Source organism: Gammaproteobacteria bacterium (assembly GCA_019911805.1).
Taxonomy (GTDB): domain Bacteria; phylum Pseudomonadota; class Gammaproteobacteria; order Thiohalobacterales; family Thiohalobacteraceae; genus JAHJQQ01.
The window spans coordinates 55,597-80,066 of sequence record JAIOJV010000048.1; the positions used below are offsets into that span (position 1 = coordinate 55,597).

Annotated in this window: 24 protein-coding genes; 11 read left to right on the forward strand and 13 right to left on the reverse strand. The window is 64.7% G+C overall.

The annotated features are described in order from the left end of the window. Positions 1-351 precede the first annotated feature (351 nt). From hflD to K8I04_04760, 4 genes are read right to left on the reverse strand one after another with little or no spacing between them, the layout of a single operon-like run. Entirely contained in the window at positions 352-1,032 is a 681-nt protein-coding gene (gene hflD, locus K8I04_04745) for a high frequency lysogenization protein HflD (GenBank protein MBZ0071016.1), read from the reverse strand. Next, entirely contained in the window at positions 1,029-2,120 is a 1,092-nt protein-coding gene (mnmA, locus tag K8I04_04750) for a tRNA 2-thiouridine(34) synthase MnmA (GenBank protein ID MBZ0071017.1), read from the reverse strand. Before mnmA ends, hflD begins: the two co-directional genes overlap by 4 nt. Next, on the reverse strand, positions 2,117-2,716 hold the full coding sequence (locus K8I04_04755; GenBank protein MBZ0071018.1) for a hypothetical protein: 600 nt from the start codon (positions 2,714-2,716) through the stop codon (positions 2,117-2,119). The genes mnmA and K8I04_04755 overlap by 4 nt, the downstream gene beginning before the upstream one ends. After that, entirely contained in the window at positions 2,709-3,164 is a 456-nt protein-coding gene (locus tag K8I04_04760) for an NUDIX hydrolase (GenBank protein MBZ0071019.1), read from the reverse strand. The genes K8I04_04755 and K8I04_04760 overlap by 8 nt, the downstream gene beginning before the upstream one ends. A gap of 375 nt (positions 3,165-3,539) precedes the next feature. Between K8I04_04760 and K8I04_04765 the strand changes: the two genes are divergently transcribed. Both K8I04_04765 and icd read left to right on the forward strand, forming a co-directional pair. Continuing rightward, the gene (locus K8I04_04765; protein MBZ0071020.1) at positions 3,540-4,454 is read left to right on the forward strand and encodes a hypothetical protein; all 915 of its coding nucleotides are present in this window, start codon (positions 3,540-3,542) and stop codon (positions 4,452-4,454) included. A gap of 134 nt (positions 4,455-4,588) precedes the next feature. After that, on the forward strand, positions 4,589-5,848 hold the full coding sequence (gene icd / locus K8I04_04770) for an NADP-dependent isocitrate dehydrogenase (protein MBZ0071021.1): 1,260 nt from the start codon (positions 4,589-4,591) through the stop codon (positions 5,846-5,848). A gap of 130 nt (positions 5,849-5,978) precedes the next feature. On the opposite strand, the gene K8I04_04775 is transcribed toward icd, so the two are convergent. Further along, the gene (locus K8I04_04775; GenBank protein MBZ0071022.1) at positions 5,979-6,188 is read right to left on the reverse strand and encodes a cold-shock protein; all 210 of its coding nucleotides are present in this window, start codon (positions 6,186-6,188) and stop codon (positions 5,979-5,981) included. A gap of 351 nt (positions 6,189-6,539) precedes the next feature. On the opposite strand from K8I04_04775, the gene clpS reads away from it, so the two are divergent. Together clpS and clpA are read left to right on the forward strand one after the other, a co-directional pair. Next, positions 6,540-6,863, forward strand: coding sequence for an ATP-dependent Clp protease adapter ClpS (gene clpS, locus K8I04_04780; GenBank protein ID MBZ0071023.1), 324 nt, complete (start codon positions 6,540-6,542; stop codon positions 6,861-6,863). 17 nt (positions 6,864-6,880) lie between these two features. Continuing rightward, entirely contained in the window at positions 6,881-9,142 is a 2,262-nt protein-coding gene (gene clpA, locus K8I04_04785; protein MBZ0071024.1) for an ATP-dependent Clp protease ATP-binding subunit ClpA, read from the forward strand. Between the two features lie 121 nt (positions 9,143-9,263). On the opposite strand, the gene infA is transcribed toward clpA, so the two are convergent. From infA to trxB, 5 genes are all read right to left on the reverse strand, one after another. After that, entirely contained in the window at positions 9,264-9,482 is a 219-nt protein-coding gene (gene infA, locus K8I04_04790; GenBank protein MBZ0071025.1) for a translation initiation factor IF-1, read from the reverse strand. 112 nt (positions 9,483-9,594) lie between these two features. Next, entirely contained in the window at positions 9,595-10,299 is a 705-nt protein-coding gene (locus K8I04_04795; GenBank protein ID MBZ0071026.1) for an arginyltransferase, read from the reverse strand. 168 nt (positions 10,300-10,467) lie between these two features. Beyond that, the gene (aat, locus tag K8I04_04800; protein ID MBZ0071027.1) at positions 10,468-11,229 is read right to left on the reverse strand and encodes a leucyl/phenylalanyl-tRNA--protein transferase; all 762 of its coding nucleotides are present in this window, start codon (positions 11,227-11,229) and stop codon (positions 10,468-10,470) included. Between the two features lie 5 nt (positions 11,230-11,234). Further along, the gene (locus K8I04_04805; GenBank protein MBZ0071028.1) at positions 11,235-12,407 is read right to left on the reverse strand and encodes a GNAT family N-acetyltransferase; all 1,173 of its coding nucleotides are present in this window, start codon (positions 12,405-12,407) and stop codon (positions 11,235-11,237) included. A 33-nt stretch (positions 12,408-12,440) separates the two neighbouring features. Continuing rightward, entirely contained in the window at positions 12,441-13,403 is a 963-nt protein-coding gene (gene trxB / locus K8I04_04810; protein MBZ0071029.1) for a thioredoxin-disulfide reductase, read from the reverse strand. A gap of 174 nt (positions 13,404-13,577) precedes the next feature. Between trxB and ald the strand changes: the two genes are divergently transcribed. The 7 genes from ald (at position 13,578) to serS (ending at position 21,774) form a co-directional block, all read left to right on the forward strand. Beyond that, positions 13,578-14,648, forward strand: a complete 1,071-nt coding sequence (gene ald, locus K8I04_04815; protein ID MBZ0071030.1) for an alanine dehydrogenase — start codon at positions 13,578-13,580, stop codon at positions 14,646-14,648. Positions 14,649-14,741: 93 nt separating this feature from the next. Then, positions 14,742-17,057 carry a DNA translocase FtsK 4TM domain-containing protein gene (locus tag K8I04_04820; GenBank protein ID MBZ0071031.1) on the forward strand — a complete coding sequence of 772 codons (2,316 nt, stop codon included), beginning with the start codon at positions 14,742-14,744 and terminating at the stop codon, positions 17,055-17,057. Positions 17,058-17,191: 134 nt separating this feature from the next. Further along, complete coding sequence (gene lolA / locus K8I04_04825) at positions 17,192-17,836, forward strand: outer membrane lipoprotein chaperone LolA (protein MBZ0071032.1); 645 nt, start codon at positions 17,192-17,194, stop codon at positions 17,834-17,836. A gap of 43 nt (positions 17,837-17,879) precedes the next feature. Beyond that, positions 17,880-19,199, forward strand: a complete 1,320-nt coding sequence (locus K8I04_04830) for a replication-associated recombination protein A (GenBank protein MBZ0071033.1) — start codon at positions 17,880-17,882, stop codon at positions 19,197-19,199. A gap of 392 nt (positions 19,200-19,591) precedes the next feature. Next, positions 19,592-19,966: a fluoride efflux transporter CrcB gene (crcB, locus tag K8I04_04835; GenBank protein MBZ0071034.1), complete on the forward strand. Its 375-nt coding sequence runs from the start codon at positions 19,592-19,594 to the stop codon at positions 19,964-19,966. Then, positions 19,963-20,265 carry a DUF190 domain-containing protein gene (locus tag K8I04_04840; protein ID MBZ0071035.1) on the forward strand — a complete coding sequence of 101 codons (303 nt, stop codon included), beginning with the start codon at positions 19,963-19,965 and terminating at the stop codon, positions 20,263-20,265. Before crcB ends, K8I04_04840 begins: the two co-directional genes overlap by 4 nt. Before the next feature lie 228 nt (positions 20,266-20,493). Then, positions 20,494-21,774: a serine--tRNA ligase gene (gene serS / locus K8I04_04845; GenBank protein MBZ0071036.1), complete on the forward strand. Its 1,281-nt coding sequence runs from the start codon at positions 20,494-20,496 to the stop codon at positions 21,772-21,774. Positions 21,775-21,816: 42 nt separating this feature from the next. Here serS and K8I04_04850 read toward each other — a convergent pair whose 3' ends face one another. The 3 genes from K8I04_04850 to K8I04_04860 form a co-directional block, all read right to left on the reverse strand. Next, complete coding sequence (locus K8I04_04850) at positions 21,817-22,506, reverse strand: spermine synthase (GenBank protein MBZ0071037.1); 690 nt, start codon at positions 22,504-22,506, stop codon at positions 21,817-21,819. A gap of 239 nt (positions 22,507-22,745) precedes the next feature. Next, positions 22,746-23,276 carry a histidine phosphatase family protein gene (locus K8I04_04855; GenBank protein MBZ0071038.1) on the reverse strand — a complete coding sequence of 177 codons (531 nt, stop codon included), beginning with the start codon at positions 23,274-23,276 and terminating at the stop codon, positions 22,746-22,748. A gap of 8 nt (positions 23,277-23,284) precedes the next feature. Further along, the gene (locus K8I04_04860; protein MBZ0071039.1) at positions 23,285-24,424 is read right to left on the reverse strand and encodes a GGDEF domain-containing protein; all 1,140 of its coding nucleotides are present in this window, start codon (positions 24,422-24,424) and stop codon (positions 23,285-23,287) included. Positions 24,425-24,470 lie beyond the last annotated feature (46 nt).

The window sequence follows — 24,470 nt, forward strand, 5'->3', positions numbered from 1 at the left end:
TTGATTCGGTCGCGTCGGGGCGCGTCATTATGCGGTATTTGTCCGGGACCGGCCAGTTCCGCGGGGTGTAGCCCCGCTCCCATGTAAGTGCTGTCATCCGCGTCAAGCTCTGTACTGCGCTGGATGTGTCGGTGTGCCGGGTGGCCGTGATGCAGGGCTGCCAGCCGACAGCTGCAACCCGTGGGTTTGCCCCTTGGCAGATTGGCCTCCTGCGTGAGGCTCGGTGCTCCGGTGGTCCCATTCGTCGCGCAGCCGACTTGCGACAGCCGGAGGCGGAGCGACGAATGGGACCGCCGGAGCATGTCCGCCAACGAGCCTGTAGAGCACAAGGAGCACGGTACATTACGGCCGTCAGCCTAATGCACTTTGCTGCAGCAGCTGCCGGGCGGTATCCAGGATCCGTCGGCGGCCGAGCAGCAGCTGCCAGCGGTTGCCGCCCAACTGGCGCCAGAGGACGGCTGCGCGGATGCCGGCGAGCAGCAGGGCGCGGATCAGGTTCGCCCGGGCGGTATCGGTGAGATAGGCTGGTTCGCCCTGCACCATGATACGCGGCTGGAGCGTGCTGATGGACTGCTGGTACAGCTCGCCGAGCGCAGCGATGACGGTCGCGTGGGTGGACGCGGCGAAATACTCGGCCTGACCGGCGACCCGCCCGATGCCGGTCCGCAGAGTGTTCAGCAGCGCGCTGTCGCGTGCCAGTTTGCGTTCGAGGTGCAGCAACGCGATGACGTACCGGGTGACTTCGAGTTCCTCCGCGGTACCGCCACCACCGAGCCGTGCCAGCAGCGTCTTCAGCCCCGGGCCGAGGCCGATACCGCCGTCAGGCGTGGCGAAGATTGCGGCCGTGGACGGTGCGTCGATCCTGAACAGGCTGTCGATACAGGTCCTGATGTCCGGATCGGCCGCCTGGCCGCGGCGGGCGACCTGCTGGACGAGTTGCGCGGCCTGAAACAGGGCGGCCAGTGCCAGGGTGCGGTCGGTGAAGGTGTGCGTCATGGTGGCGATGTTGGAGCGAATGCGCAGAGTACTCAATCGATGGCTTGGGCGATGGTCGCGCCGCCCAGACAACGGTCGCTTTGGTAGAAGACGACGGCCTGCCCCGGTGTGATGGCGCGTTGCGGTGTGTCGAAGACGACCCGCAGGCCACCGTCGCTTTCACCCCGGACGGTGCAGGGCTGGTCCGCCTGGCGGTAGCGTACCTTGGCGGTACAGCGCAGCGGCAGGTGGGGCCGAACGGTGTCGATCCAATGCGGTGGCCCGGCGCGCAGAGCGGAATGAAACAGCGCCGCATGATTCTTCCCCTGCACTACGATGAGGCGGTTGTGTGCGAGGTCCTTGCCGGCCACGTACCAGGGTTCGCCGCTAGCGCCGCGGCGCCCGCCGATACCCAGCCCCTGGCGCTGGCCGTGCGTATGGAACATGAGTCCCTGATGTTCTCCGACGACCGTGCCGCCGAGGTCCACGATAGCGCCCGGCCGGGCCGGCAGATAACTTGCCAGAAACGCGTCGAAGCGGCGCTCGCCGATGAAGCAGATGCCGGTGCTGTCTTTCTTGGCATGGTTGGGGAACCCGGCCTGCGCCGCGATGTGGCGGACCTCCGGCTTGTGCAGTTCACCCAGCGGGAACAGCGCGTGCGCGAGCTGCGACTGATCGAGCAGATGCAGAAAATAGCTCTGGTCCTTGTCGGGATCACGGCCCTTGCACAGCTGCACGCCCTCATCGGAACGCTCCAGTCGTGCGTAGTGGCCGGTGGCGATGAAGTCGGCGCCGAGGCCGAGGGCGTAATCCAGGAAGGCGTGGAACTTGATCTCCTTGTTGCACATCACATCCGGGTTCGGCGTGCGACCGGCGCGGTATTCGGCGAGGAAATGGGTGAACACGCGATCCCAGTATTCCGTGGAGAAGCTGATGTGGTGGAGCCGGATGCCGAGCAGCCGCGCAACCGCCTCGGCGTCGGCGAGATCCTCTGCGGCAGGGCAATGGCCGGCCGCGTCGTCCTCGTCCCAGTTCTTCATGAACAGCCCCTCGACGGCATAACCCTGTTCCAGCAGGGACAGGGCGGCCACGGCCGAATCGACGCCGCCGGAGAGGCCGACGATGACGCGCCTGCGCCGCTTCACGGGTCCACCTTCGGGGGTTTCCAGCCGCCGCGCCAGGTGTCCAGATCGACGATGTGCGGCGGCTGCCCGTTCGCCTCGAACCAGCTGTCGACGGCGTAGGCCGTGCCGGTACCGAGTTCGGTGACGACGGCGGTGGTGTGCGGCCACCAGCCGACGGGGATGGGCAGGCGGGTGGCCGGTATCGCCACCGCGTGGCGGCGCAGCCAACCCTGACGCGCGAACAGCCGCAGATAGCGGGTGGTGTTGGTCGACTCGTCGATGCAGTCCATCTGCCCCTGCCGGAAGGCCCCGGGGAAGGTTCCGCCGCGGTCGCGATCGGTACCCGTGCGGCTGCCGACATAGCGTTCCAGGGTGGCGATGCCGCGCGCGATCGCAGCCCGTTCCCGAGCCGCGTCGCCCGCGGGGGCGAAGATTCTGCTGAGTTCCGCCAGGACCTCCTCCTCCAGTGGAACGGTGGCAGTGGATGCGCAGCCGTGCTGGAAACACACCTCCAGGAGGCGTCCCGGAGCCGGCAGGACACTGTCCGCCCAATCCGTTGCAGGGACGCCGAGGCCGGCCAGCAGGCCGTATGCCAGCAGTCGCGGACGATCAGTCATCGGGCAGCAGGCTGACCAGCAGGTTGAGCGGGTAGCGGTGCCCGGCCAGGTAGTCGTCGACGCAGCGCAGGACCAGCGGACTGCGCCAGTGCGGCTGACGCGCAACGATCTCGTTGCGGGTCAGCCAGATGGTGCGTTCGATACCAGTGTCGAGGGCAGCGGTGGGGTCGGGCGCGCCGACCCCACCACAGAAGGCCATACGCAGATAGGTGCGACCCGAACCCGGCACCTGCCAGAGGTAGGCCCCCACCAGTGCCTCGGGGTCGAAGCGGCAGGTGGTCTCTTCAAAGGCCTCCCGTCTGACTGCCTGCACCAGTGTTTCGTCGGGTTCCAGATGTCCTGCGGGCTGATTGAGCTGCAGCTGGCCGTCGATTTGCTCCTCGACCAGCAGAAACCGGCCGTCCTGATGCACGACCGCCGCAACGGTGACGTGAATATCAGGGCCCATCGACACGGGTCCTTGTCAGCCGACAGCCCGGCGCGGTGCCGAACGGCGTCCGATCCGCACCCCGGACGTACCCTTTATCTACTTGAATTTGTAGTTGCATCGCTTTGAAACCAAATGGTAAACAACTTTTCTGCGCAGCGGCCTGGGCGGCATCGGGGAAGCGCCGCCCTCGATACCCGCGCGCTTGACATTGCGCGGTGAGAAGGTAATAACTACCGCATGACCTTGAACCGCCTCGTGCGGCTGTGGCATCCCGGGCGCCGATCGGAAGAATATCAGGCCCGGGGGTGTCGCGGTAAAGCAGGGCATAAGAAAACTCCCGGGCGGCGTGAGGCCCCTGCGGATATCACAATAAACATGCGGAGGAGTTGCATCATGTTGCCATCCCTGAAGAAAATCTGTCTGGCCGGAGCAATCTTTTTTACCGCGGCCGGTACCGGCGTCGCTGCCGAGGCCTTGAAGCCGTTCACGCTTGCCTACACCACCACCGGAGATATGCAGCAGGCTGCTGAGGCGGTGAAACAAAAGATCACCGGCGCCGGCTTCGAGATCGTCGGCTCCTATACCCCCTACGAGGGCGCCCTGGTTCTGGCGATCACCAATGATGCCCTGAAGAAGGCGGCCGCCAGTACCGAGTTCGGCGGCTATGTGGCCGGTCAGCGCGTCACGCTCACCCAGGTGGGCGATGAGATCCAGGTGTCCTACACCAATCCGCTGTACTACGGCAACGCTTACCGTGTCGAGGACGATTCCGATCTGCAGGCCGCGGCCGCTGCACTGCAGACGGCATTGGGTGATAAGGAAGAATTCGGCACTGGCAATAAGCAGCTGACCGAGAAGGATCTGCGCAAGTACCACTACATGTTCGGCATGGAATACTTCAACGATCCCAGCGAGCTCGCGGAATACGACAGCCATGACGAGGCCGTCGCCGCCGTCGAGGCCGGTCTGGCGGCCCACCGGGGTGGTGCCAGCAAGGTCTACCGTATCGACATCCCTGGCAAGCAGGAAACCGTCTTCGGTGTTGCGCTGACCGAGGGCTGCAGCGGCGACGAGTACATCATGAGCCGCGTCGATCGCGATCAGCTGCGTTCCACTGGCCACCTGCCCTACGAGATCCTGGTCTCTGACGGCGATGTCTACGCCCTCTATGCACGCTTCCGCATCGCGATCAGCTGGCCGCACCTGCCGATGATCGCCAGCGAGACGGGCGCCACCTTCTTCAACATCATGTGTGCCCCGAATGCCATCGAGGACGCCCTCATCAAGGCGGCTGGCGGCGAAGTCTGAGCCCCCGGGTAATCACTGCCTGACCCGAACCCCCGCTCCGGCGGGGGTTCTTCATTCGGCATCCGTCCCGCATCGCGCGCCCCGGCTACGGATGGTAGAATCCGCGGCCGTTTTCATTGTTTCGGGAATCTCCAATGACCTATCAGCACATCCACGTTCCGGACGAGGGCGAGCGTATCCGCGTCGGTGCCGGCAATGCCCTCACGGTACCGGAACGCCCCATCATCCCCTTTATCGAAGGTGATGGTATCGGCATCGATGTGACGCCGGTGATGCGCAAGGTAGTGGACGCCGCCGTCGAACGCGCTTACGGCGGTCGGCGGACGATCGCGTGGATGGAGATCTACGCGGGCGAAAAGGCCAACCGCCGCTACGGCGACGATGTCTGGTTGCCGGCAGAAACCATCGCGGCTATCCGGGAGTTCGCCGTGGCCATCAAGGGGCCACTGATGACGCCGGTCGGAGGGGGCATCCGCTCACTCAATGTCACGCTGCGACAGGACCTGGATCTGTATGTCTGCCTGCGGCCGGTGCGCTACTATGCGGGGACGCCGAGCCCACTGAAGGAGCCGGAAAAGACCGACATGGTGATCTTCCGCGAGAATTCGGAGGATATCTACGCCGGCATCGAATGGCCTGCCGGCAGCCCCGAGGTGACCAGGCTCATCCGTTTCCTGCAAGACGAGCTGGGCGTCACCAAGATCCGCTTTCCGGAGACCTCGGGCATCGGCATCAAACCGGTGTCGAAGGAGGGGACGGTACGCCTGGTGCGCAAGGCGATCCAGTACGCCATTGACCAGGATCGTGACTCCGTGACCCTGGTGCACAAAGGCAACATCATGAAATTCACCGAGGGCGCCTTCAAGAACTGGGGCTATGAACTCGCGCGCGAGGAGTTCGGGGCGCAGGCAAAGACCAAGGGTGGTCCCTTGAGCTTCACCAACCCCCGCAGCGGGCGGGATATCGTCATCAAGGACGTCATCGCCGATGCCTTTCTGCAGCAGATCCTGTTGCAACCCGAGGCCTCCAGCGTGATCGCCACTCTCAATCTGAACGGCGACTACATCTCCGATGCCCTGGCGGCACAGGTGGGCGGCATCGGGATTGCGCCGGGTGCGAATCTGTCGGATACCGTCGGTGTCTTCGAGGCCACCCATGGTACGGCACCGGATATCGCCGGCCAGGGTAAGGCCAATCCGGGGTCATTACTCCTATCAGCGGAAATGATGCTGCGCCACCTCGGTTGGCAGGAGGCCGCCGATCTGATCGTAGCCGGCGTGTCGGGCGCGATCATGGCAAAACAGGTGACGGGTGATCTCGCCCGGGCCATACCCGGTGCGCAAGCGCTTTCGTCCGCGCAGTTCGGCGACGCGGTCATCGCCAAGATGGCCTGAGGGCAGGGTGATCTAAGGTAAGGCGAACGGCAGATAATAAAGACTCTCACCGCCCCTTGCGTCTCCCATAAGGAACGCAGGGGGCGGTTGGGAAAGCCCTGCTGTTGCGCCCCGCCGGTGCGGGTCGCTGTCAGTCGCCCGGTGCCCGGATCCGCGAGGCCTGGAGCCCCTTCGGGCCTTCGCTGATCTCGAACTCGACCTTCTGGCCTTCCTTCAGCGTACGATAACCTTCGGCCTCGATCGCGGAGAAATGTGCGAACACGTCTTCCTCACCCCCATCCGGAGAGATGAAACCATATCCCTTGGCATTACTGAACCATTTGACCGTACCTGTTGCCATGACTGCGCTTACCTCGCTCACATCTGCGGATTCTCTAATCCGCTTTTATTGTTCCGACCCCGGCCCCTGAAGAACCTGATTCAGCGACGGGAATCTCCTCCTTCCCCGGCGCGCAGGAATGCGCCACTTTCAACTTTCGTCCAACAGTCTAAAATAGTCAAGTATTCAGCGGCTTCAAGCCCCGCGCGCGCGGTTTGCTGCCGCCCCGGTCCGCAGCCGCCCCAAGGCGGGAATGCATGACACTAATTGCGCCCGGCACTCGGACTATGATTAAGTCTGGTTGCATGGGTCCACTAAAACCCCACTGCAGGTGTGAGCCCTGCACCGGCAGGATTCAGTTAGACTTGGTACATGGCGAACGAATTTATGCAGCGTGGCGATGAAGATGGGCTGGCCATTCAGGAGGCGACGCCCAAACTCAAACCGCCGCCGCTCTACAAGGTCGTACTGCTCAACGATGACTACACCCCGATGGAGTTCGTTGTGGAGGTACTGGAAACTTTTTTCGGCATGAGTCGGGAGAAGGCGACCCAGATCATGCTGCATGTCCACACGCGCGGCAAAGGCGTGTGCGGGGTTTTTACCCGGGAAATTGCCGAGACCAAAGTCGCACAGGTCAGCGAATACGCGCGGCATCACCAACACCCCCTGTTGTGCACCATGGAAGAGGCCTAAGGGCGAGGTACATCACTATGCTGAGCAAGGAACTGGAATTCACTCTCAATCTCGCCTTCAAGGAAGCGCGCGGGAAGCGTCACGAGTTCATGACCGTGGAACACCTGCTGCTGGCACTCCTGGACAACCCGGCGGCGGCCGAGGTGTTGCGGGCCTGCGGTGCGGACATGCATGCGCTCAAACACGACCTGGTCAGCTTCCTCGAGGAGACCACACCGGTGCTGCCGGTCCAGGACACGCGCGAGACCCAGCCCACCCTGGGATTCCAGCGTGTGCTGCAGCGTGCCGTGTTCCATGTACAGTCATCCGGGAGGAAGGAGGTCACAGGCGCGAACGTGCTGGTGGCGATCTACAGCGAGCAGGAATCGCAGGCTGTCTATTTCCTCAACAAGCAGAACGTCAGCCGACTGGATGTGGTGAACTATATCTCGCACGGTATTTCCAAGGTCGCTGGCGAACAGAACGAGGAGCTCTCCCTGGGGTCCAGTGAAGAGGGGGAGGCGCCTGAGAGCGGACCACGCAAGCCGCTGGAGAGTTTCGCCACCAACCTCAACGACATGGCCCGCCGCGGCAAGATCGATCCGCTGATCGGCCGCCGTGAGGAAATCGAGCGGACCGTGCAGATCCTCTGCCGACGGCGTAAGAACAACCCGCTGTTCGTCGGTGAGGCCGGTGTCGGCAAGACCGCGCTGGCCGAGGGACTTGCACGCATGATCGTCGACGGCCAGGTCCCCGAAATCCTGCACGATGCGACCATCTATTCGCTGGATCTGGGTGCGTTGGTCGCAGGCACCAAATACCGTGGTGATTTCGAGAAGCGTCTGAAGGGTGTGCTCGCCCAGTTGAAAAAGGAGCCGGGCGCGATCCTGTTCATCGACGAGATCCACACCATCATCGGTGCGGGCGCGGCCTCCGGCGGTGTGATGGACGCCTCCAATCTGATCAAGCCGATGCTGGCCTCCGGCGAGCTGAAATGCATCGGCTCGACGACCTATCAGGAATACCGTGGCATCTTCGAAAAAGACCGCGCCCTGGCGCGGCGCTTCCAGAAGATCGATGTGCGCGAGCCTACGGTTGAAGAGACCATACAGATCCTCAAGGGTCTGAAGACGGCATTCGAAGAGCATCACAACGTGCGTTATTCGCCGAAGGCGCTGCGCATTGCGGCGGAACTGGCGGACCGTTACATCACCGACCGCCATCTGCCCGACAAGGCCATCGATGTGATCGATGAGGCCGGCGCCAACCAGCGCATGCAGCCGCCGTCGAAGCGCAAGAAGACCATCGGCACGGCGGACATCGAATCCATCGTCGCGAAGATTGCCCGTATCCCGCCGAAGAGTGTCTCGTCGTCGGACAAGGACAAGCTGCGCACCCTGAGTCGCGATCTCAAGATGGTCGTCTACGGTCAGGACGAGCCGATCGAGGCGCTGGCCTCGGCCATCAAGATGTCGCGCTCCGGTCTGGGCAACGAACAGAGGCCGATCGGCTCCTTCCTGTTCGCCGGACCGACCGGCGTCGGCAAGACCGAGGTCAGCCGTCAACTGGCCATGACGCTGGGTATCGAACTTATCCGCTTCGACATGTCCGAGTACATGGAGCGGCACACCGTGTCACGACTGATCGGCGCACCCCCCGGTTATGTCGGCTTCGATCAGGGCGGTCTGCTCACCGACGCCACGCTGAAGCACCCGCATTCGGTGCTGCTGCTGGACGAGATCGAGAAGGCGCACCCCGAGGTCTTCAATCTGCTGCTGCAGGTCATGGATCATGGCACGCTGACCGACAACAACGGCCGCAAGGCAGACTTCCGCAACGTCATCATCATCATGACGACCAACGCCGGGGCGCAGGAGATGGATCGGCCATCCATCGGCTTCACCGCTCAGGATCATGCCAGCGACGGCATGGAGGCGATCAAACGGCTGTTTACGCCGGAGTTCCGCAACCGGTTGGACGCGATCATCCAGTTCAAGCCACTCGACCCGACGGTCGTCGCGCAGGTGGTCAACAAATTCATCTACGAACTCGAGGCGCAGCTCGCCGATCGCAACGTCAGCATCGACATCGACGAGGCGGCGCGGTTGTGGCTGGCGGAGAAGGGCTACGACCCGAAGATGGGTGCCCGCCCGATGGCGCGGGTGGTGCAGGAACACATCAAGCGCCCGCTCGCCGACGAGTTGCTGTTCGGCCGACTCTCTCATGGGGGTCACGTCGAGGTACGTGTCGAGGGTGACACCCTGGCGTTGGAGATCGAGACCGAGGCGGAAAAGGCCTGATCATGCGCCGCGCCGGCGGGTTCGGGGCTGTGGGCAGGTGCCCCGGGCGGTGGGTTAGGGCGCCGGCCAGTGTGGATTATCGGGGCGGCGCGATCGTCACGGAAAGGTTGACGGGAACACCTCAACGGGCCCGGTAGGTGATGCGACCTTTGCTGAGATCGTACGGTGTCAGTTCGACCGTGACCTTGTCACCGGTGAGAATGCGGATGTAATGTTTACGCATCTTGCCGGAGATGTGCGCGGTCACCACGTGGCCGTTCTCCAGTTCGACGCGAAACATGGTGTTGGGTAAGGTTTCGATAACCTTGCCCTGCATTTCGATTTGGTCTTCCTTCGCCATGTAAAACCTGATTGTGATGAATGAATCGGGGCATTATAGAGAAAACTGTCTGAATCCGGAACGACTACGGATGTTTTTTAATCGGGCGCCGCGCCACCCGGGTGGCCAGGACTCAGGTCAGTGTCTCCCAACGTTCATTCCGGTAGGCCTGTAGCGGTCGAAAACGACCCTTATACGCCATCTTCGGTGATGCGGCGATCCAGTAGCCGAGGTAGAGGTAGGACAAGCCGAGAGACCGGGCCGTCTCGATCTGTTGCAGGATGGCGAAGTTACCCAGACCACGTGTGCCCAGCGCCGGGTCGTAAAAGGTGTATACGGCCGACAGGCCATCATCCAACCGGTCAGTGACCGCCACGGCCACCAGCCGCCCGCTCAGCCGCATCTCCAGAAACCAGGTGTCACTCCAGCCACCCAGCAGGAACTGGCGGAAATTCACGGGGGTGGCCTCGTCCATGCCGCCGCGCGGATGCCGCGCGGTGAGGTACTCCTGATAGAGGGAAAAATATTCCTCGCTGTAGCCGGCGCTGACGACGGCCGTCTCCAACTCGGCATTGCGTTGCTGGCAACGACGGTCGCGGCGGTGCGGTTGGAAGTCCGCAACAGGAATCCGGACCGGGACGCAGGCGGTGCAGTCGGTACAGGCGGGGCGGTAGACGTGGCTGCCGCTGCGGCGGAATCCGAGCCGGGCCAGCTGGCTGTAGAGCGCCCGGGTCATGATGCCCGGCTGGGCAAACAGGCTGATAGACTCCCGCTCCGGCAGGTAGGAGCAGGTCTGCGGTGGTGTCGTGAAGAACTGCAGCAGTCGTGGTGAATTCATGACTCTGTGCCGGTCGAATCAGCCTGTAACGGTCAGTCTGGCCACGGAGAGATATACGGAATGCGCAGAAATACAGGCACCCAGCCGATCGGGTAGTAGTGATCGGTCATTCATAGTGAATGATAGCGCATACACCCGCCCGGCGACGCCATCCATGCGGTTGCGTGGCTACGAAGGTCTCGCCGAGCTCGCCCCGCTGGCGTGCCCGCCACCACGCAGTTGATCCGCCAGATCGGGATCCAGGACCCAGCTGCCGGTGTGCCCCGCCGCAGTGGTGAGCGTGTCGAGTTGGGCGTTGAAGGCCGTACGCGAAACGAGGGTGGCGCCCAGGCGGGCCAGATGGCCGGTGTAAACCTGGCAGTCGATCAGTTCGAAGCCCCAGCGTTGCAGCTGCCGGACCAAGTGTACGAAACCGACCTTGGAGGCATCGCTGGCGCGGGTGAACATGGATTCCCCGAAAAACACCCGGCCGAGCGCGACGCCGTAGAGGCCACCGACCAGCCGGCCTTGCCGCCACACCTCGACCGAATGGGCGTGGCCCAAGGCGTGCAGGCGGGTATAGGCGGCGGCAACGTCGGGGGTGATCCAGGTGCCCTGAGCGTCGACTCGTGGGGCCGCACAGGCGGTGATAACCGCTTCGAAATCCGTATCCAGCGTGATCTGGAAGGCGCCCCGACGCAGCGTCTTGCGCAGGCTGCGCGAGACCTCCAGCGCACCCGGGGACAGCACCAGGCGCGGATCGGGCGACCACCAGAGGATCGGCTGGCCGGCGTTGTACCAGGGGAAGATACCTTGCCGATAGGCGCGCAACAGGCGCTGCGGCGACAGATCACCACCGACGGCCAGCAGGCCGTCAGGCTCGCGCAGTGCCAGTTCGACGGGTGGGAAGGGGGCATCCGGCGGCCAGGCGTCGAGCCAGAACGGGGCCACTCCGTTCACCGATGCCCCCCTGGCTGTCCCGCGCGGGGGGCGGGGGCGTCGGCCCGGTACGGGAGGTGTTCGCGCAGCTCGTCGATGTAGTCGCGCATGGCCCGATCCTCCCGCTGCAGGAAGTCGGCGATGCTGGCGCGGAAGCGGTCATCCGCGATCCAGTGTGCCGACCACGTCGATACCGGCACGAAGCCGCGGCTGATCTTGTGCTCGCCCTGGGCGCCGGGCTCGAACAGCGTCAGGCCATGCCGGATGCAGTAGTCGATACCTTGATAGTAGCAGGCCTCGAAATGCAGGCTGTGGTAGTCGGCGAGACAGCCCCAATGACGGCCGTACAGGGCCTGTCGGCCACGCAGATTGATGGCGCACGCCACCGGCCGGTCGCCGACGTAGGCGATCACCAGCACGATCCGATCACCCAGGGTGCGGCCGATCTCACGGAAGAAATCCAGGCTCAGGGTGGCGATCCCTGATTTGCGGTCGAAGGTCGAGGTGTAGAAGCCGTGCACGGTGCGCCATAGTGCCGCGTCGGCCTCGTGCCCGTGCACGACGCGCAATTCGATGCCGGCGTCGCTGACGCGGCGGCGCTCGCGTTTGAGCTTCTTGCGCTTGGCGGCGGTGAAGCCACTGAGAAAATCGTCGAAATCACGGTAACCGGGGTTGTGCCAATGGAACTGCACGCCGCGGCGCAGCAGGAAGCCACGCGCCTGCAGGCGTGCGGTATCGGCGGCATCGGTGAACAACCAGTGCAGCGAGGACAGTTCGAGTTCACGGCACAACTCCACGGCCGCACCCGTGAGCAGATCGGCGGCACGTTCGGTATCCGCGGTCGGGTCGAGCAGCAGTCGCGGGCCGGTCGCGGGGGTGTAGGGAATGGCGGCGACGGCCTTCGGGTAATACCGCAGGCCGGCGCGCCGATAGGCATCGGCCCAGGCGAAGTCGAACACCAGTTCGCCGTAGGAGTTATCCTTGAGGTACAACGGCACCGCGCCGATCAGGCGCTCGGCGTCGTAGAGGGTGAGGTGCCGCGGGTACCAGCCAAATCGCTCACCGACGCAATCGTGGTGTTCCAACGCGGCCAGGAAGGCATGCGACAGGAATGGATTTGCATCGCCCGCGAGGCGGTCCCAGTCCGCTGCCGGGATATCATCGAGGGCATCGACGATGCGCAGTGGCATGACCCTACGGCACGCCCGCGGGCGTGCCCGACATCACGGCTTTTCCACGAGCGCGTCGAGGTAGCGCTCGGCGTCCAGTGCCGCCATGCAGCCGGCGCCGGCAGAGGTCACGGCCTGGCGGTAGACATGGTCGGCGACATCGCCGGCCGCGAATACGCCCGGCACGCTGGTGGCGGTGGCATCGCCGTCCAGACCGCCCTTGATGCGGATGTAGCTGTGCTGCATGTCGAGTTGGCCGGCAAAGATCTGGGTGTTCGGGCTGTGGCCGATGGCGATGAACACCCCCAGCAGCGGGATGTCTTTGGTGGCGCCGGTCTTGACGTGCTTGATGCGCATGCCGGTGACGCCGGATGTGTCGCCCAGGACCTCGTCGAGCACGGAGTCCCACTCGATGCTGACCTTACCTTCCTCGACCCGCTTGAAGAGCCGGTCCTGCAGGATCTTTTCCGCGCGCAGCTGGTCGCGGCGGTGCACCAGCGTGACGTGCGAGGCGATATTGGCGAGATAGAGTGCCTCCTCGACCGCGGTATTACCGCCGCCGATCACGGCGACCTGCTGGCCGCGATAGAAGAAGCCGTCGCAGGTGGCACAGGCGGACACGCCCTTGCCCTTGAAGGCCTCTTCGGAGGGCAGCCCCAGGTACATGGCCGAGGCGCCGGTGGCGATGATCAGTGCGTCGCAGGTGTAGACACCGGAGTCACCGGTGAGGGTGAAGGGGCGGTTCTGGAGGTCGGCCGTGTTGATGTGATCGAAGACGATCTCGCAGTCGAAGCGCGCCGTGTGTTCGCGCATCGCCTCCATGAGTTGTGGGCCCTGCAGGTCGTGGGCGCCCCCCGGCCAGTTTTCCACCTCGGTGGTGGTCATGAGCTGGCCACCCTGCTCCACACCGGTGACCAGCACCGGTTTGAGATTGGCGCGCGCCGCATAGATGGCGGCGGTGTAGCCGGCGGGACCCGAACCCAGAATAAGGAGACGGCAGTGCTTGGTTTCGCTCATGTATAATGGCTCCGGCCTGCGCTGGGGCAGTGTTTTTGGACAATATCCAACGCTGACAGATGATTGGGCGCGTCGGGGGTGTGACCCCGGGCGGTTCGGCCGAGGACGGCGCGCGGGTATTCCGTGGTCGTCGGGTATCCTAAGGGCTTTGATTGCGGGGGTAAAGGAGAAGGCATGCGTATCGGAGTCCCGAAGGAGACAATGCCGCTGGAAGGGCGCGTCGGGCTGGTGCCCGCGGCCTGTGCGGACCTCGTCCAGGCCGGGCACGCAGTGTTCGTGGAGGCGGACGCCGGCCTGCAATCGGGCTATCCGGATGCGGCCTATGCCGATCTGGGCATCCAGGTGCTGCCGGGTGCCGAGCGGGTATATGCCGAGGCCGAGCTCATCGTCAAGGTCAAGGGGCCGACCGACGGCGATCTGCGCTGGCTGCGCCCCGATCATACCCTGTTCTGTTATCTGCACCTCGCGGCCGACCGCGCGCTGGCAGGGCGCCTGCGGGCGATCGGTCTGACCGCCGTGGCCTTCGAGACGGTGGAGACTGCCGACGGCCTGTTGCCGTTGCTGGCGCCCATGAGTGACATCGCCGGGCGGCTGTCGGTGCAGATCGGCACCCATCTGCTACTGCAACCGCAGGGCGGCAAGGGCCTGCTGCTGGGCGGCCTGCCGGCGGCTGAGCGCGGCCGGGTGACGGTCATCGGTGCGGGCCAGGCGGGCGGTAGCGCCGCGGCCATGGCGGCGGCCATCGGCGCCGAGGTGACCGTCTTCGATCGCCGGCATGCCCGCCTGCAGGCCATGCGCGCGCTGGGCCCCAATGTGACGGCGCTGTACCCCTATGCGGAAGCCGTCGACCGCGCGGTGCGCGACACGGATCTGCTGATCGGCGCGGTGCTGATCCCGGGTGCCCGGGCGGCGCACGTGGTCAGCCGCGCCCAGGTGCTCGCCATGGCACCGGGCAGCGTGGTCGTCGACATCGCGGTGGACCAGGGCGGCTGCATCGAGACGACGCGCCCCACGACCTATGCCGATCCGACCTACAGCGTCGGTGGCATCACCCATTTCTGCGTCACCAACATGCCCGGGGCGGTGCCGCGCAGTGCCTCGCAGGCCCTCTCGGCAGTACTCCTGCCCTACGTATTGCGCTTGGCCGGCGACGCCGACTGGCGGCAGGACCCGGCCCTGGCGCGGGGTGTGAACATTGCAGGTGGTGAACTGGCCCACCCGGCGGTGCGGGCAGCGGTCGGGTAGGGCCAGGCCCCCCGGTCCCGTGCCGGGGCGGTGGTCAACGACCCCGATCGAACATACAATCCCCTAATTATTCCGATGAGTTAGAGATAGGTCTTGGCACAGGCACGCAAGAAGAATCCCAACGCGGTACCACTCGCACACCACGTCAGCCGCGGCGTGCGTGAGGGGGCGTTGATCGTATTGAGCGCCATCGCGGTGTACCTGCTGGTATCGCTGCTGAGCTACAGCAGCAGCGATCCCGGTTGGTCGCACAGCGGGCCGCGCGGCGCGGTGCAGAACGTCGGCGGGGTCGCCGGCGCCTGGTTCGCCGACGTGTTCCTCTATCTGCTCGGCTTCCTGGCGTACCTGTTTCCGGTCATGGTGGGCTACAGCGGCTGGCTGGTGTTCCGCGGTCAGACCTCGGACGGTGATATCGACTACCGCACCCTGGCGCTGCGCTGGCTGGGCTTCCTGCTGACCGTGGGCACCGGCTGTGCGCTGGCGAGTCTGCACTTCGACATCCGTGCGGGGGTGCTGCCGCTGAGCGCCGGTGGCATCCTCGGTGAGTTGCTCGGCGCGGTGCTCACCGAGCCCTTCAGCCTTGTCGGCGCGACGCTGTTACTGCTGGCACTGTTCCTGGCCGGAGTGACGCTGTTCACCGGCCTGTCGTGGCTCGCGCTCATGGATCGGACCGGACGCTGGACCCTGCGCTTCCTGACCTGGGCGCGCGGCCGCGCCGCCTGGCTGCGCCAGTATCTGGCGACCCGGCGCCGGCGTGCGGCCCGTGAGGTGGTGGTGCAAGAGGAGAAGCTGAAGGTCGAGAGGCGTATCCCGCCGCGCATCGAGCCGGTCCTCAAGAAGGTCGAGCCTGGCGAGCGTGTCGAGAAGGAGCGTCAGGTGCCGCTGTTCGATCCGCCCGCCAATTCCGCGCTGCCGCCGTTGGCACTGCTGGATCGCGCGCGTCCCAGCGAGGGTGGGTATTCCGAGGCGGCGTTGGCGGCGATGTCGCGGCTGGTGGAGATGAAACTCGCCGATTTCGGTGTCGAGGTGCAGGTGGTCGCCGTCAGCCCCGGCCCCGTGATCACGCGTTTCGAACTGCAGCCCGGCTCCGGCGTCAAGGTCAGCCAGATCAGCAACCTCGCCAAGGATCTCGCGCGTGCGCTGTCGGCCATCAGTGTGCGTGTGGTCGAGGTCATCCCGGGCAAGTCGGTCGTGGGCCTGGAGATCCCCAACGAACAGCGTGAGGTCGTCGCACTGTCGGAGATCATCACCTCACAGGACTACGAGGCGGCGACATCGCCGCTGACGCTGGCACTCGGCAAGGACATCTCCGGCCACCCGACGGTGGTCGATCTGGGGCGTATGCCGCACCTGCTGGTCGCCGGCACCACCGGTTCGGGCAAGTCCGTGGCGGTGAACGCCATGATCCTCAGCCTGCTGTACAAGACCCTGCCGACCGATGTCCGGCTGATCATGATCGATCCCAAGATGCTGGAGTTGTCGATCTACGAGGGCATTCCGCACCTGCTCACGCCGGTGGTGACCGACATGAAGGAGGCCGCCAACGCGCTGCGCTGGTGCGTCGCCGAAATGGAGCGCCGCTACAAACTGATGGCGGCGCTCGGCGTACGCAACATCGCCGGCTACAACCGCAAGGTGAAGGAGGCCGAGGAGCGGGGTGAGCCGATCCCCGATCCGTTGTATAAGCCGGAAGAGCAGCTCGATCCCGAGGCACCAGCGCCGCAACTCACGCGCCTGCCCTACATCGTGGTCATCATCGACGAGTTGGCCGATATGATGATGGTGGTCGGCAAGAAGGTCGAAGAGCTCATCGCCCGTCTGGCGCAAAAGGCGCGCGCGTCCGGCATTCATCTGATCCTGGCGACGCAGCGGCCGTCGGTGGACGTGATTACCGGCCTGATCAAGGCGAATATTCCGACACGCATCGCCTTCCAGGTCTCCAGCAAGATCGACTCACGCACCATCCTCGATCAGATGGGCGCCGAGGCGCTGCTCGGGCATGGCGACATGCTCTATCTGGCACCGGGCACCGGTCTGCCGATACGGGTCCACGGCGCCTTCGTCTCGGACCAGGAGGTGCACCGCGTGGTGGATCATCTGAAGGACAGCTCGTCGCCGGATTACCTCGATGAGGTCTTGCGGGGCCATACGCCGGGCGGCGAACTGCCGGGCGAGGCGGGCTTCGGTGGCGGTGACGAGGACAGCGAGTCCGATCTGCTCTATGACGACGCGGTACGTATCGTCACGGAGTCGCGCCGCGCCTCGATCTCGGGTGTGCAGCGCCGGCTCAAGATCGGCTACAACCGCGCCGCACGCATGATCGAGACCATGGAGATGGCCGGTATCGTCGGTCCGCTGCAGTCCAATGGCAGCCGTGAGGTATTGGCACCGCCGCCGCCGGAGGACTGAGTCGTTTTGGAACTGCCGGGTGCAGGCGTGGTGAGCCGCCCTGGCGCCAACAACACCCGGGGAGACAATGCTGGCGAGCACGGCAGCTCCAGCCGTCATGGTCCGGGGTGGTGTCATCACGAGGTACTGAAGTCATGTCGCACTGTACGCGCAACCTCCGCAGGTCGCTCACTGTCCTGCTGGCGTGGACTCTCGCGGTCGGGGCGTTTGCCGCCGACCCCGTCGTCACGTCGATGGACCGTTTCTTCGACGGTCTGCAGACGCTGTCGGCGGATTTCGAGCAGACCCTCTACGATCCCAAGGGCAATCTCACCCAGACGGCCCGGGGGCGGCTGTCCATCCAGCGGCCGGGGCGTTTCCGCTGGGACTATTCGAGTCCCTACCGGCAGTTGGTACTCGGCGATGGCCAACGCCTGTGGACCTACGATGCCGATCTGGAGCAGGCGACGGTCAGGCCGCAGAGCGACGCGCTCGCCGGCACGCCCGCGCTGCTGCTCAGCGCCGACCGACAGCCACGTGAACTGTTCAGCGTGACGTCCATGGCGTCGCGTGATGGTGAACAGTGGTACGAACTGCGGCCGCTCGCCCAGGACACACAGTTCAACCGCCTGCGTCTGGGTTTCCGGGAGGAGTTGCTGGTAACGATGGAGCTGATCGACGGCTTCGACCAGCTGACGGTGTTCCGGTTCAGCAACGAGGTGCGCAACGGCCCGCTGGCGGCGGGCCTGTTTCGCTTCGTACCCCCGGCCGGTGTGGATATCATCGGCGCTGCCGAATGAGCGGTTGCCGTCCGCCATGGAGTGCACCCTAGCGGGCCCTTGCATGTCGAACCCGGACCCCTACCGACCTCTGGCCGATCGGCTGCGGCCGCAGCACCTCGACGAATTCGTCGGCCAGCAGCACCTGCTCGGTGCTGGCAAGCCGCTGCGGCTCGCCATCGAAAACGGGCGCCTGCATTCCATGGTGCTGTGGGGGCCGCCGGGCACCGGCAAGACGACGCTCGCGCGGCTGCTGGCGCACACCGCCGGGGCGGAATTCGTCACCCTGTCGGCGGTGCTCGCCGGGGTGAAGGACATCCGCGCAGCCGTCGAGCAGGCGCGTACCCTGCGTGCGGCCCATGGAAAGCAGACGATCCTGTTTGTCGATGAGGTGCACCGTTTCAACAAGGCACAGCAGGATGCCTTCCTGCCGCACATCGAGGATGGCACCCTCCTGTTCGTCGGCGCGACTACCGAGAACCCTTCCTTTGAGCTGAATAATGCACTCTTGTCGCGCGCCCGCACCTATGTGCTGAAACGCCTGGAGGAGACGGATCTGCTCGATCTCCTCGAGCGCGCACTCGGTGATGCCGAGCGGGGCCTGGGTGGGCGGCGCAGCCACATCGCCGCGGAGCTGCGCCAGCGGCTGGTGCAGGCCGCCGATGGCGATGCGCGCCGCCTGCTGAATCTGCTGGAGATCGCGGCCGATCTGGCCGAGCCCGATGGGGAGGGCGGTGAGTTCATCCCCGAAGCGGTCATCAACGAGGTCGTCCTCGGTGGGGTGCGGCGTTTCGATAAAGGCGGCGAGGCCTTCTACGATCAGATCTCGGCGCTGCACAAATCCGTGCGCGGTTCCGATCCCGATGCTGCTCTGTACTGGTTCACCCGCATGCTCGACGGCGGCTGCGACGCCCTGTATCTGGCGCGGCGCATCGTGCGCATGGCCAGCGAGGACATCGGCAACGCCGATCCGCGCGCGCTGGAACTCACCATGAACGCCTGGGACGCGCAGGAGCGCCTGGGCAGCCCGGAGGGTGAACTCGCCCTGGCGCAGGCCATCGTCTATATGGCCTGTGCACCCAAGAGCAACGCCGTCTATGTCGCCTACCAGCGGGCACAACAGGATGCCAGGGGCTACGGCTCGTTGGACGTGCCGCTGCACCTGCGCAACGCACCGACCAAATTGATGAAGGAGCTGGGCTATGGCCACCGCTACCGCTATGCGCACGACGAGCCCGAAGGCTACGCGGCCGGTGAGCGGTATTTCCCGGAGAACATGCCGGAGCGTCGCTACTACCAGCCGGCCCCACGCGGTCTGGAGATCAAGATTGCCGAGAAGCTGGCGCATCTGCGGGATCTGGACCGCAAGGCCGGGAAGAAATAGCACAGGTCATGGCTGGCCCATTAATTTCTGCCCTGAAAACCTTCATATCAACCACGGAAACACACGGAAAAACATAGATACTTAAGATCACAAGCTTCACACGACATCCCACGTCACCTGCCACGTGTTGGGGCAGGGCTTCGTGACGCGGTTTCATTTCACTGTCTTCCGTGTGCTTCCGTGGCAAATCAGATGCTGGGTTTATGGGACAGCAGTGCGCGTAGGGCTTGTTGCCCATTTCAAGTATCCATAATGCGCCGGATATGTCGGTATCCGGGTGACGGGACCGGCCATGGCAGCAGGGCTACCGGCCAGGCCACGCCCTGCGGACGTATGCCCAGGCGGGAACCGCTGATGTACTATTGGCCCCAACGAAAAACAGAAACAGGATCATGAACCAGCTCGTCGCCATCGCCACCGGCGGCGCCTTCGGGGCGCTGCTGCGTTTCTGGGTCGCCGGCGGCGTGGCCGCCTGGCTGGGGCGGGACTTTCCCTACGGCACGCTGATCATCAACGTGAGCGGCAGCCTGGCGATGGGACTGCTGTACGTGCTGCTGCTGGAGCGCTTCGATGTCAGCCCGCTGTGGCGGGCGTCATTGCTGGTCGGTCTGCTGGGCGCGTTCACGACCTTCTCGACGTTTTCCATCGAGACGGTCAACCTGATCGAGGCGGGTGAGGGCGTGAAGGCGCTGGCGAACGTGATGCTGAGCGTGATCCTGTGCATCGGTGCGGCCGCTGCCGGGCTCGCGCTCGGGAGACAGCTATGAGCACCCTTGCCGTGCGCTGCGTGCGTGTCTATCTCACCGAACAGGACAAATACCAGCGGCTGCTGGCGCGGCTGCACGATGTCGAGCAGGTGCGCGGGGTGACGGTGTTCCGTGGCATCAGCGGTTTCGGCCAGGACGGACAGGTGCATTCCTCGCATCTCATCGACACGGCCCTGGACCTGCCGATCGTCGTCGAGTTCTTCGACACGCCCGAGCGTGTCGACGCGATCGTCGCTCATCTGCGCGAGCTGGTGCCGCCGGGTCATATCCTGAGCTGGCCGGCGCTACTTGAGATCTGAATTTCGCTGATGAACCGCCAAGGCGCCAAGGTCGCCAAGAAAGGCTGATTGGAACCGCCAAGACGCCAAGGCGCCAAGGACGCTAAGCACGCTAAGGAAAACAGATGAAAAACAATCACTGGGTTTATCGAGGGAAATTCTTGGCGTCTTGGCGGTTCAAAGAACGTGGCGTCCTTGGCGCCTTGGCGGTTTCAATCAACAGGCCCTGATGCCATCGGAATACCTACCATGCTGGACCCGAAACGTTTACGTACCGAGCTCGAACACGTCGCGGCGCAATTGGCAAGGCGCGGCCATACGCTGGATGTCGCGCGTATCCGCGCGTTGGAGGACGAGCGCAAGGTCATCCAGGTGCGCACACAGGAGCTGCAGGCAGAGCGCAACAGCCGCTCCAAGACCATCGGTCAGGCCAAGGCCAGGGGGGAAGACGTGGCACCCTTGCTGGAGCAGGTCGCCGGGCTCGGCGTGGAACTCGATACCGCCAAAGGGCGGTTGGACCGGCTGCAGGCCGATCTCGATGCCGTGCTGCTGGCGACCCCGAACATCCCCCATGGTTCGGTGCCCGACGGCACGGATGAGGCGGACAATCAGGAGGTGCGCCGCTGGGGCGAGCCGCGGGTGTTCGATTTCGAACCGCAGGATCACGTCGAACTCGGCGCCGGCCTGGGGCAGCTGGATTTCGAGACCGCTACCAAGATCACCGGCACCCGTTTCGCGCTGCTGAGCGGCGGACTGGCGCGCCTGCACCGCGCGCTCATCCAGTTCATGCTCGACACCCACAGCACGCAGCACGGCTACACCGAGACCTATGTTCCCTACCTGGTCAATGCCGACAGCCTGCGCGGCACGGGACAGCTGCCGAAGTTCGAGGCCGATCTGTTTGCGCTCAAGGGTGAGCAGGCCTACTACCTGATCCCCACCGCCGAAGTCCCGGTGACCAACATCCTGCGCGACGTCATCGTCGAAGCCGACTACATGCCGCGCCGCTATGTCTGTCACACGCCGTGCTTCCGCTCCGAGGCGGGTTCCTACGGCAAGGACACACGCGGCATGATCCGCCAGCATCAATTCGAGAAGGTCGAACTGGTACAGGCCGTCCGTCCCCAGGACTCCTACCCGGCGCTGGAGGCGCTGACCGGTCACGCCGAGGCGATCCTGCAGAGGCTCGGTCTGCCCTATCGCGTCATGGTCCTGTGTACCGGCGACCTGGGTTTTGCCGCCGCCAAGACGTACGATCTGGAAGTCTGGCTGCCGGGCCAGCAGAAGTATCGCGAGATTTCCTCGTGCAGCAACTTCGAGGATTTCCAGGCCCGCCGCATGCAGGCGCGCTGGCGCAATCCCGAGACCGGCAAGCCGGAGCTGCTGCATACCCTGAACGGCTCTGGCCTGGCTGTCGGCCGCACGCTGGTCGCGATCCTGGAGAACTACCAGCAGGCGGATGGGTCGGTGATGGTGCCGGACGTGCTGCGGCCGTATATGAACGCAATGGAAACGATCCGGCCGCTATAAGACACGAGGGGCCACACCTGCCCCGGCCTGCGGCTGCGACCGCTATTGTGCGCGTAGCGGCTTGCGCGCAGCGATGAAGGTCCAGAGTTCCCCGAAGGAGGGCACCAGCACCTTCTGCTCGAGCACATCGCTGAAGCTGCGTTCCACGGCGCGGTGGATCTTCCCGATGAGTTCACCATCGTGTATACCACCGGCCTGCATCGACAATACGCCGCCCGGTCGCAGTGCCGTGGCCATCTGTCCGACGATCTCGGCGATGAAGGCGTCGCGTGACTGATCCTCGCGCACCGGGTCCATGGTGAGATCGTAGACGACCGCATCCAGCGCGCGTGCGTCCCGGATGTACGCGAAGGCATCGCCGCTGAGGATCTCGGCCCGGGGATGGTCGAAGGCGTCTCCGGATATCCCTCCCAGATAACGGCGTGCCAGACGGACCACGGCCGGATCGATGTCGATCAGCGTAACGCGCTCGAGGGCGAGCCCGGTCGCCGCGGCTGCACGCAGCAGTTCATTGAGTACGCCGCCGTCGCCGCCTCCCAGGATGGCGACGCGGCGACAGTCCCTGGCCGCGATCAACGGCGCCGTCATGGCGGTGTTGTAGGCATGGTCGCTGGCGGAAATCTGCAGATCACCATCGATGTGGAGCTGGTTTCCGTAGACGGGGTGGCGCAGGATCGCGATGTCCTGGTACGCGCTCTGGATCCGTTCGAGGGTCTTTGTCTTCGATGTCATGGTCTCTCACCTCGCGCAACATGCTGCCGACGGGGGCTCGTCAAGGCCGTCGTATACCGCCGGCGCCCGCAGCCACCTGCCCGATCTCCAAGCGTAATCAGAACCTTGCATTAGAGTCCTCTCCCGCGCAGAAGGTTCCCGGCGCCGGGGCGGCGGCGTCCACACCGGCCACGCCTGCGCTAGGCCGCAACGGCACCGGAATCCAGAGTCTCGCCGGTAATCGGTACCCCACGTGGGTATCAGTCTGCCTGCAAGTCGCGGGGGCGAATCCGCTGCACCAGTTCAGCCGCGCCTCCCTGCAGTGGCCGCCAGCTGCTCAGGCGCAGGTGTGCGAGGCCGGCGGTGGGCAGATGTTTGTCATCGGTGCCCGCCGGCCGGGGGTCGCGGGCGAGGTGGATGAGCAGATCTTCGAGCCCGGGATTGTGGCCGACCAGCAACAGTCGTTGGGTTTCGGCCGGGGTGTCCGCCAGGAGGTCGAGCAGACGTGGGAGCGGGGCCAGATAGAGCCGCTCGTCCCAGACGACGCGTTCTGCGGGGATCTTCAGGGTCGTACAGACGGCCTCGACCGTCTGGCGCGCGCGCCGGGCGGGAGAGCTCAGCACGCGGTCCGGGATGAGGCCACGGGCGGCCAGCCAGGTGCCTATCCGCGGCGCGTCGCGATGGCCGCGCGTATTCAGCGGGCGGTCGAAATCGTCGCTGCCCGACGTCCAGTCCGATTTCGCATGACGCAGGATCAGCAGTTCTGCGGGGGCGGCGGTCCTGGCGGGCATGGCCGTAGTCAGGCTGCGCCGGAACCACAGCGCATGATGCCGCCGCAGGCCTGCGCCTTGGCCTGATAGAGGGCACGGTCGACGCGCGCCAGGACATCGGACAGCGAGGTACCGTGCTGGGGCGCCTCCCCGAGACCGATGGTCACGCTGTATTCCAGATTGTTGATCCGGGCGCAGACGGCGACCTGCTCCTGGATGCGCTGCGCCACACGTTCGGCCTGCTCGAGCGTGGTATCGGTGAGTATCAGGACGAATTCATCGCCACCGAGGCGCGCTGCGACATCGCTGTTGCGGATCGACTGCCGCAGGATGGTGGAGAAACGCTGCAGTACGGCGTCGCCGGCGGCGTGGCCATGGGTGTCGTTGATGCGCTTGAACTTATCCAGGTCGGCGAACATCACCACCAACTGACCACGGTCGCGGTTCAGATCGTCGAACAGCTGGTCGGTGGTTTCCAGCAGCCCATGCCGGTTCATCAAGCCGGTGAGGGTGTCTATGCGGCTGCGGTGTTCCAGTTGGGCGCGCGACAGCTCGATCCGGCCCATCAGAATATATGCATAGACAAGGATAATGCCGCCGAAGAGATTCAGGAACACCAGACCGGATGAGATCGTATCGCCGCCAGCGGCGTAGCGCAGGCTCAATACCAGCATGGCGGCAGCGAAACAACCGATCAGGGCCTCACGGAAGAACCCCATGCCATAGCGCATGCCGTTGCCCAGGACCACCATGATGAAGACCAGCAACGAGGGTGGGATCGGGTAGGGATCGTTCAGGACGGATACCGACGTGATGGCAATGTCGATCCACATGGCAATGCGGTAGCGCGTGGGACAGACGCGCTCGCGGCTGGCATGCCAGAACAGGACGGTATTGCTGATGAAATACAGTGCGTAGGCAGTATTGAGTTGCGGCGCGTCCATCCAGGTCGGCGCGCCGCCACTGGTGAAGTTGAAGAACAGCACGCCCAGCGCGACGAACAGATAGCGGGTGAGGAATTGTACCAGCTGCTCCGGCCAGCTCGGGAAGCGCAGCTGGCGGATAGTGCCATGCGGATCGATGCGGCGGTCGGGGCGGGTACGACGGTCGGCGACGGACTGGCGGTCGCTCGCGCGGTGACGGTGAGGGGCGCGGAGTGGTTCGTTCATAAGGGTGGTCGGTCAAGCACTGGAAGCGATCCTCCGCTTCGTCCCT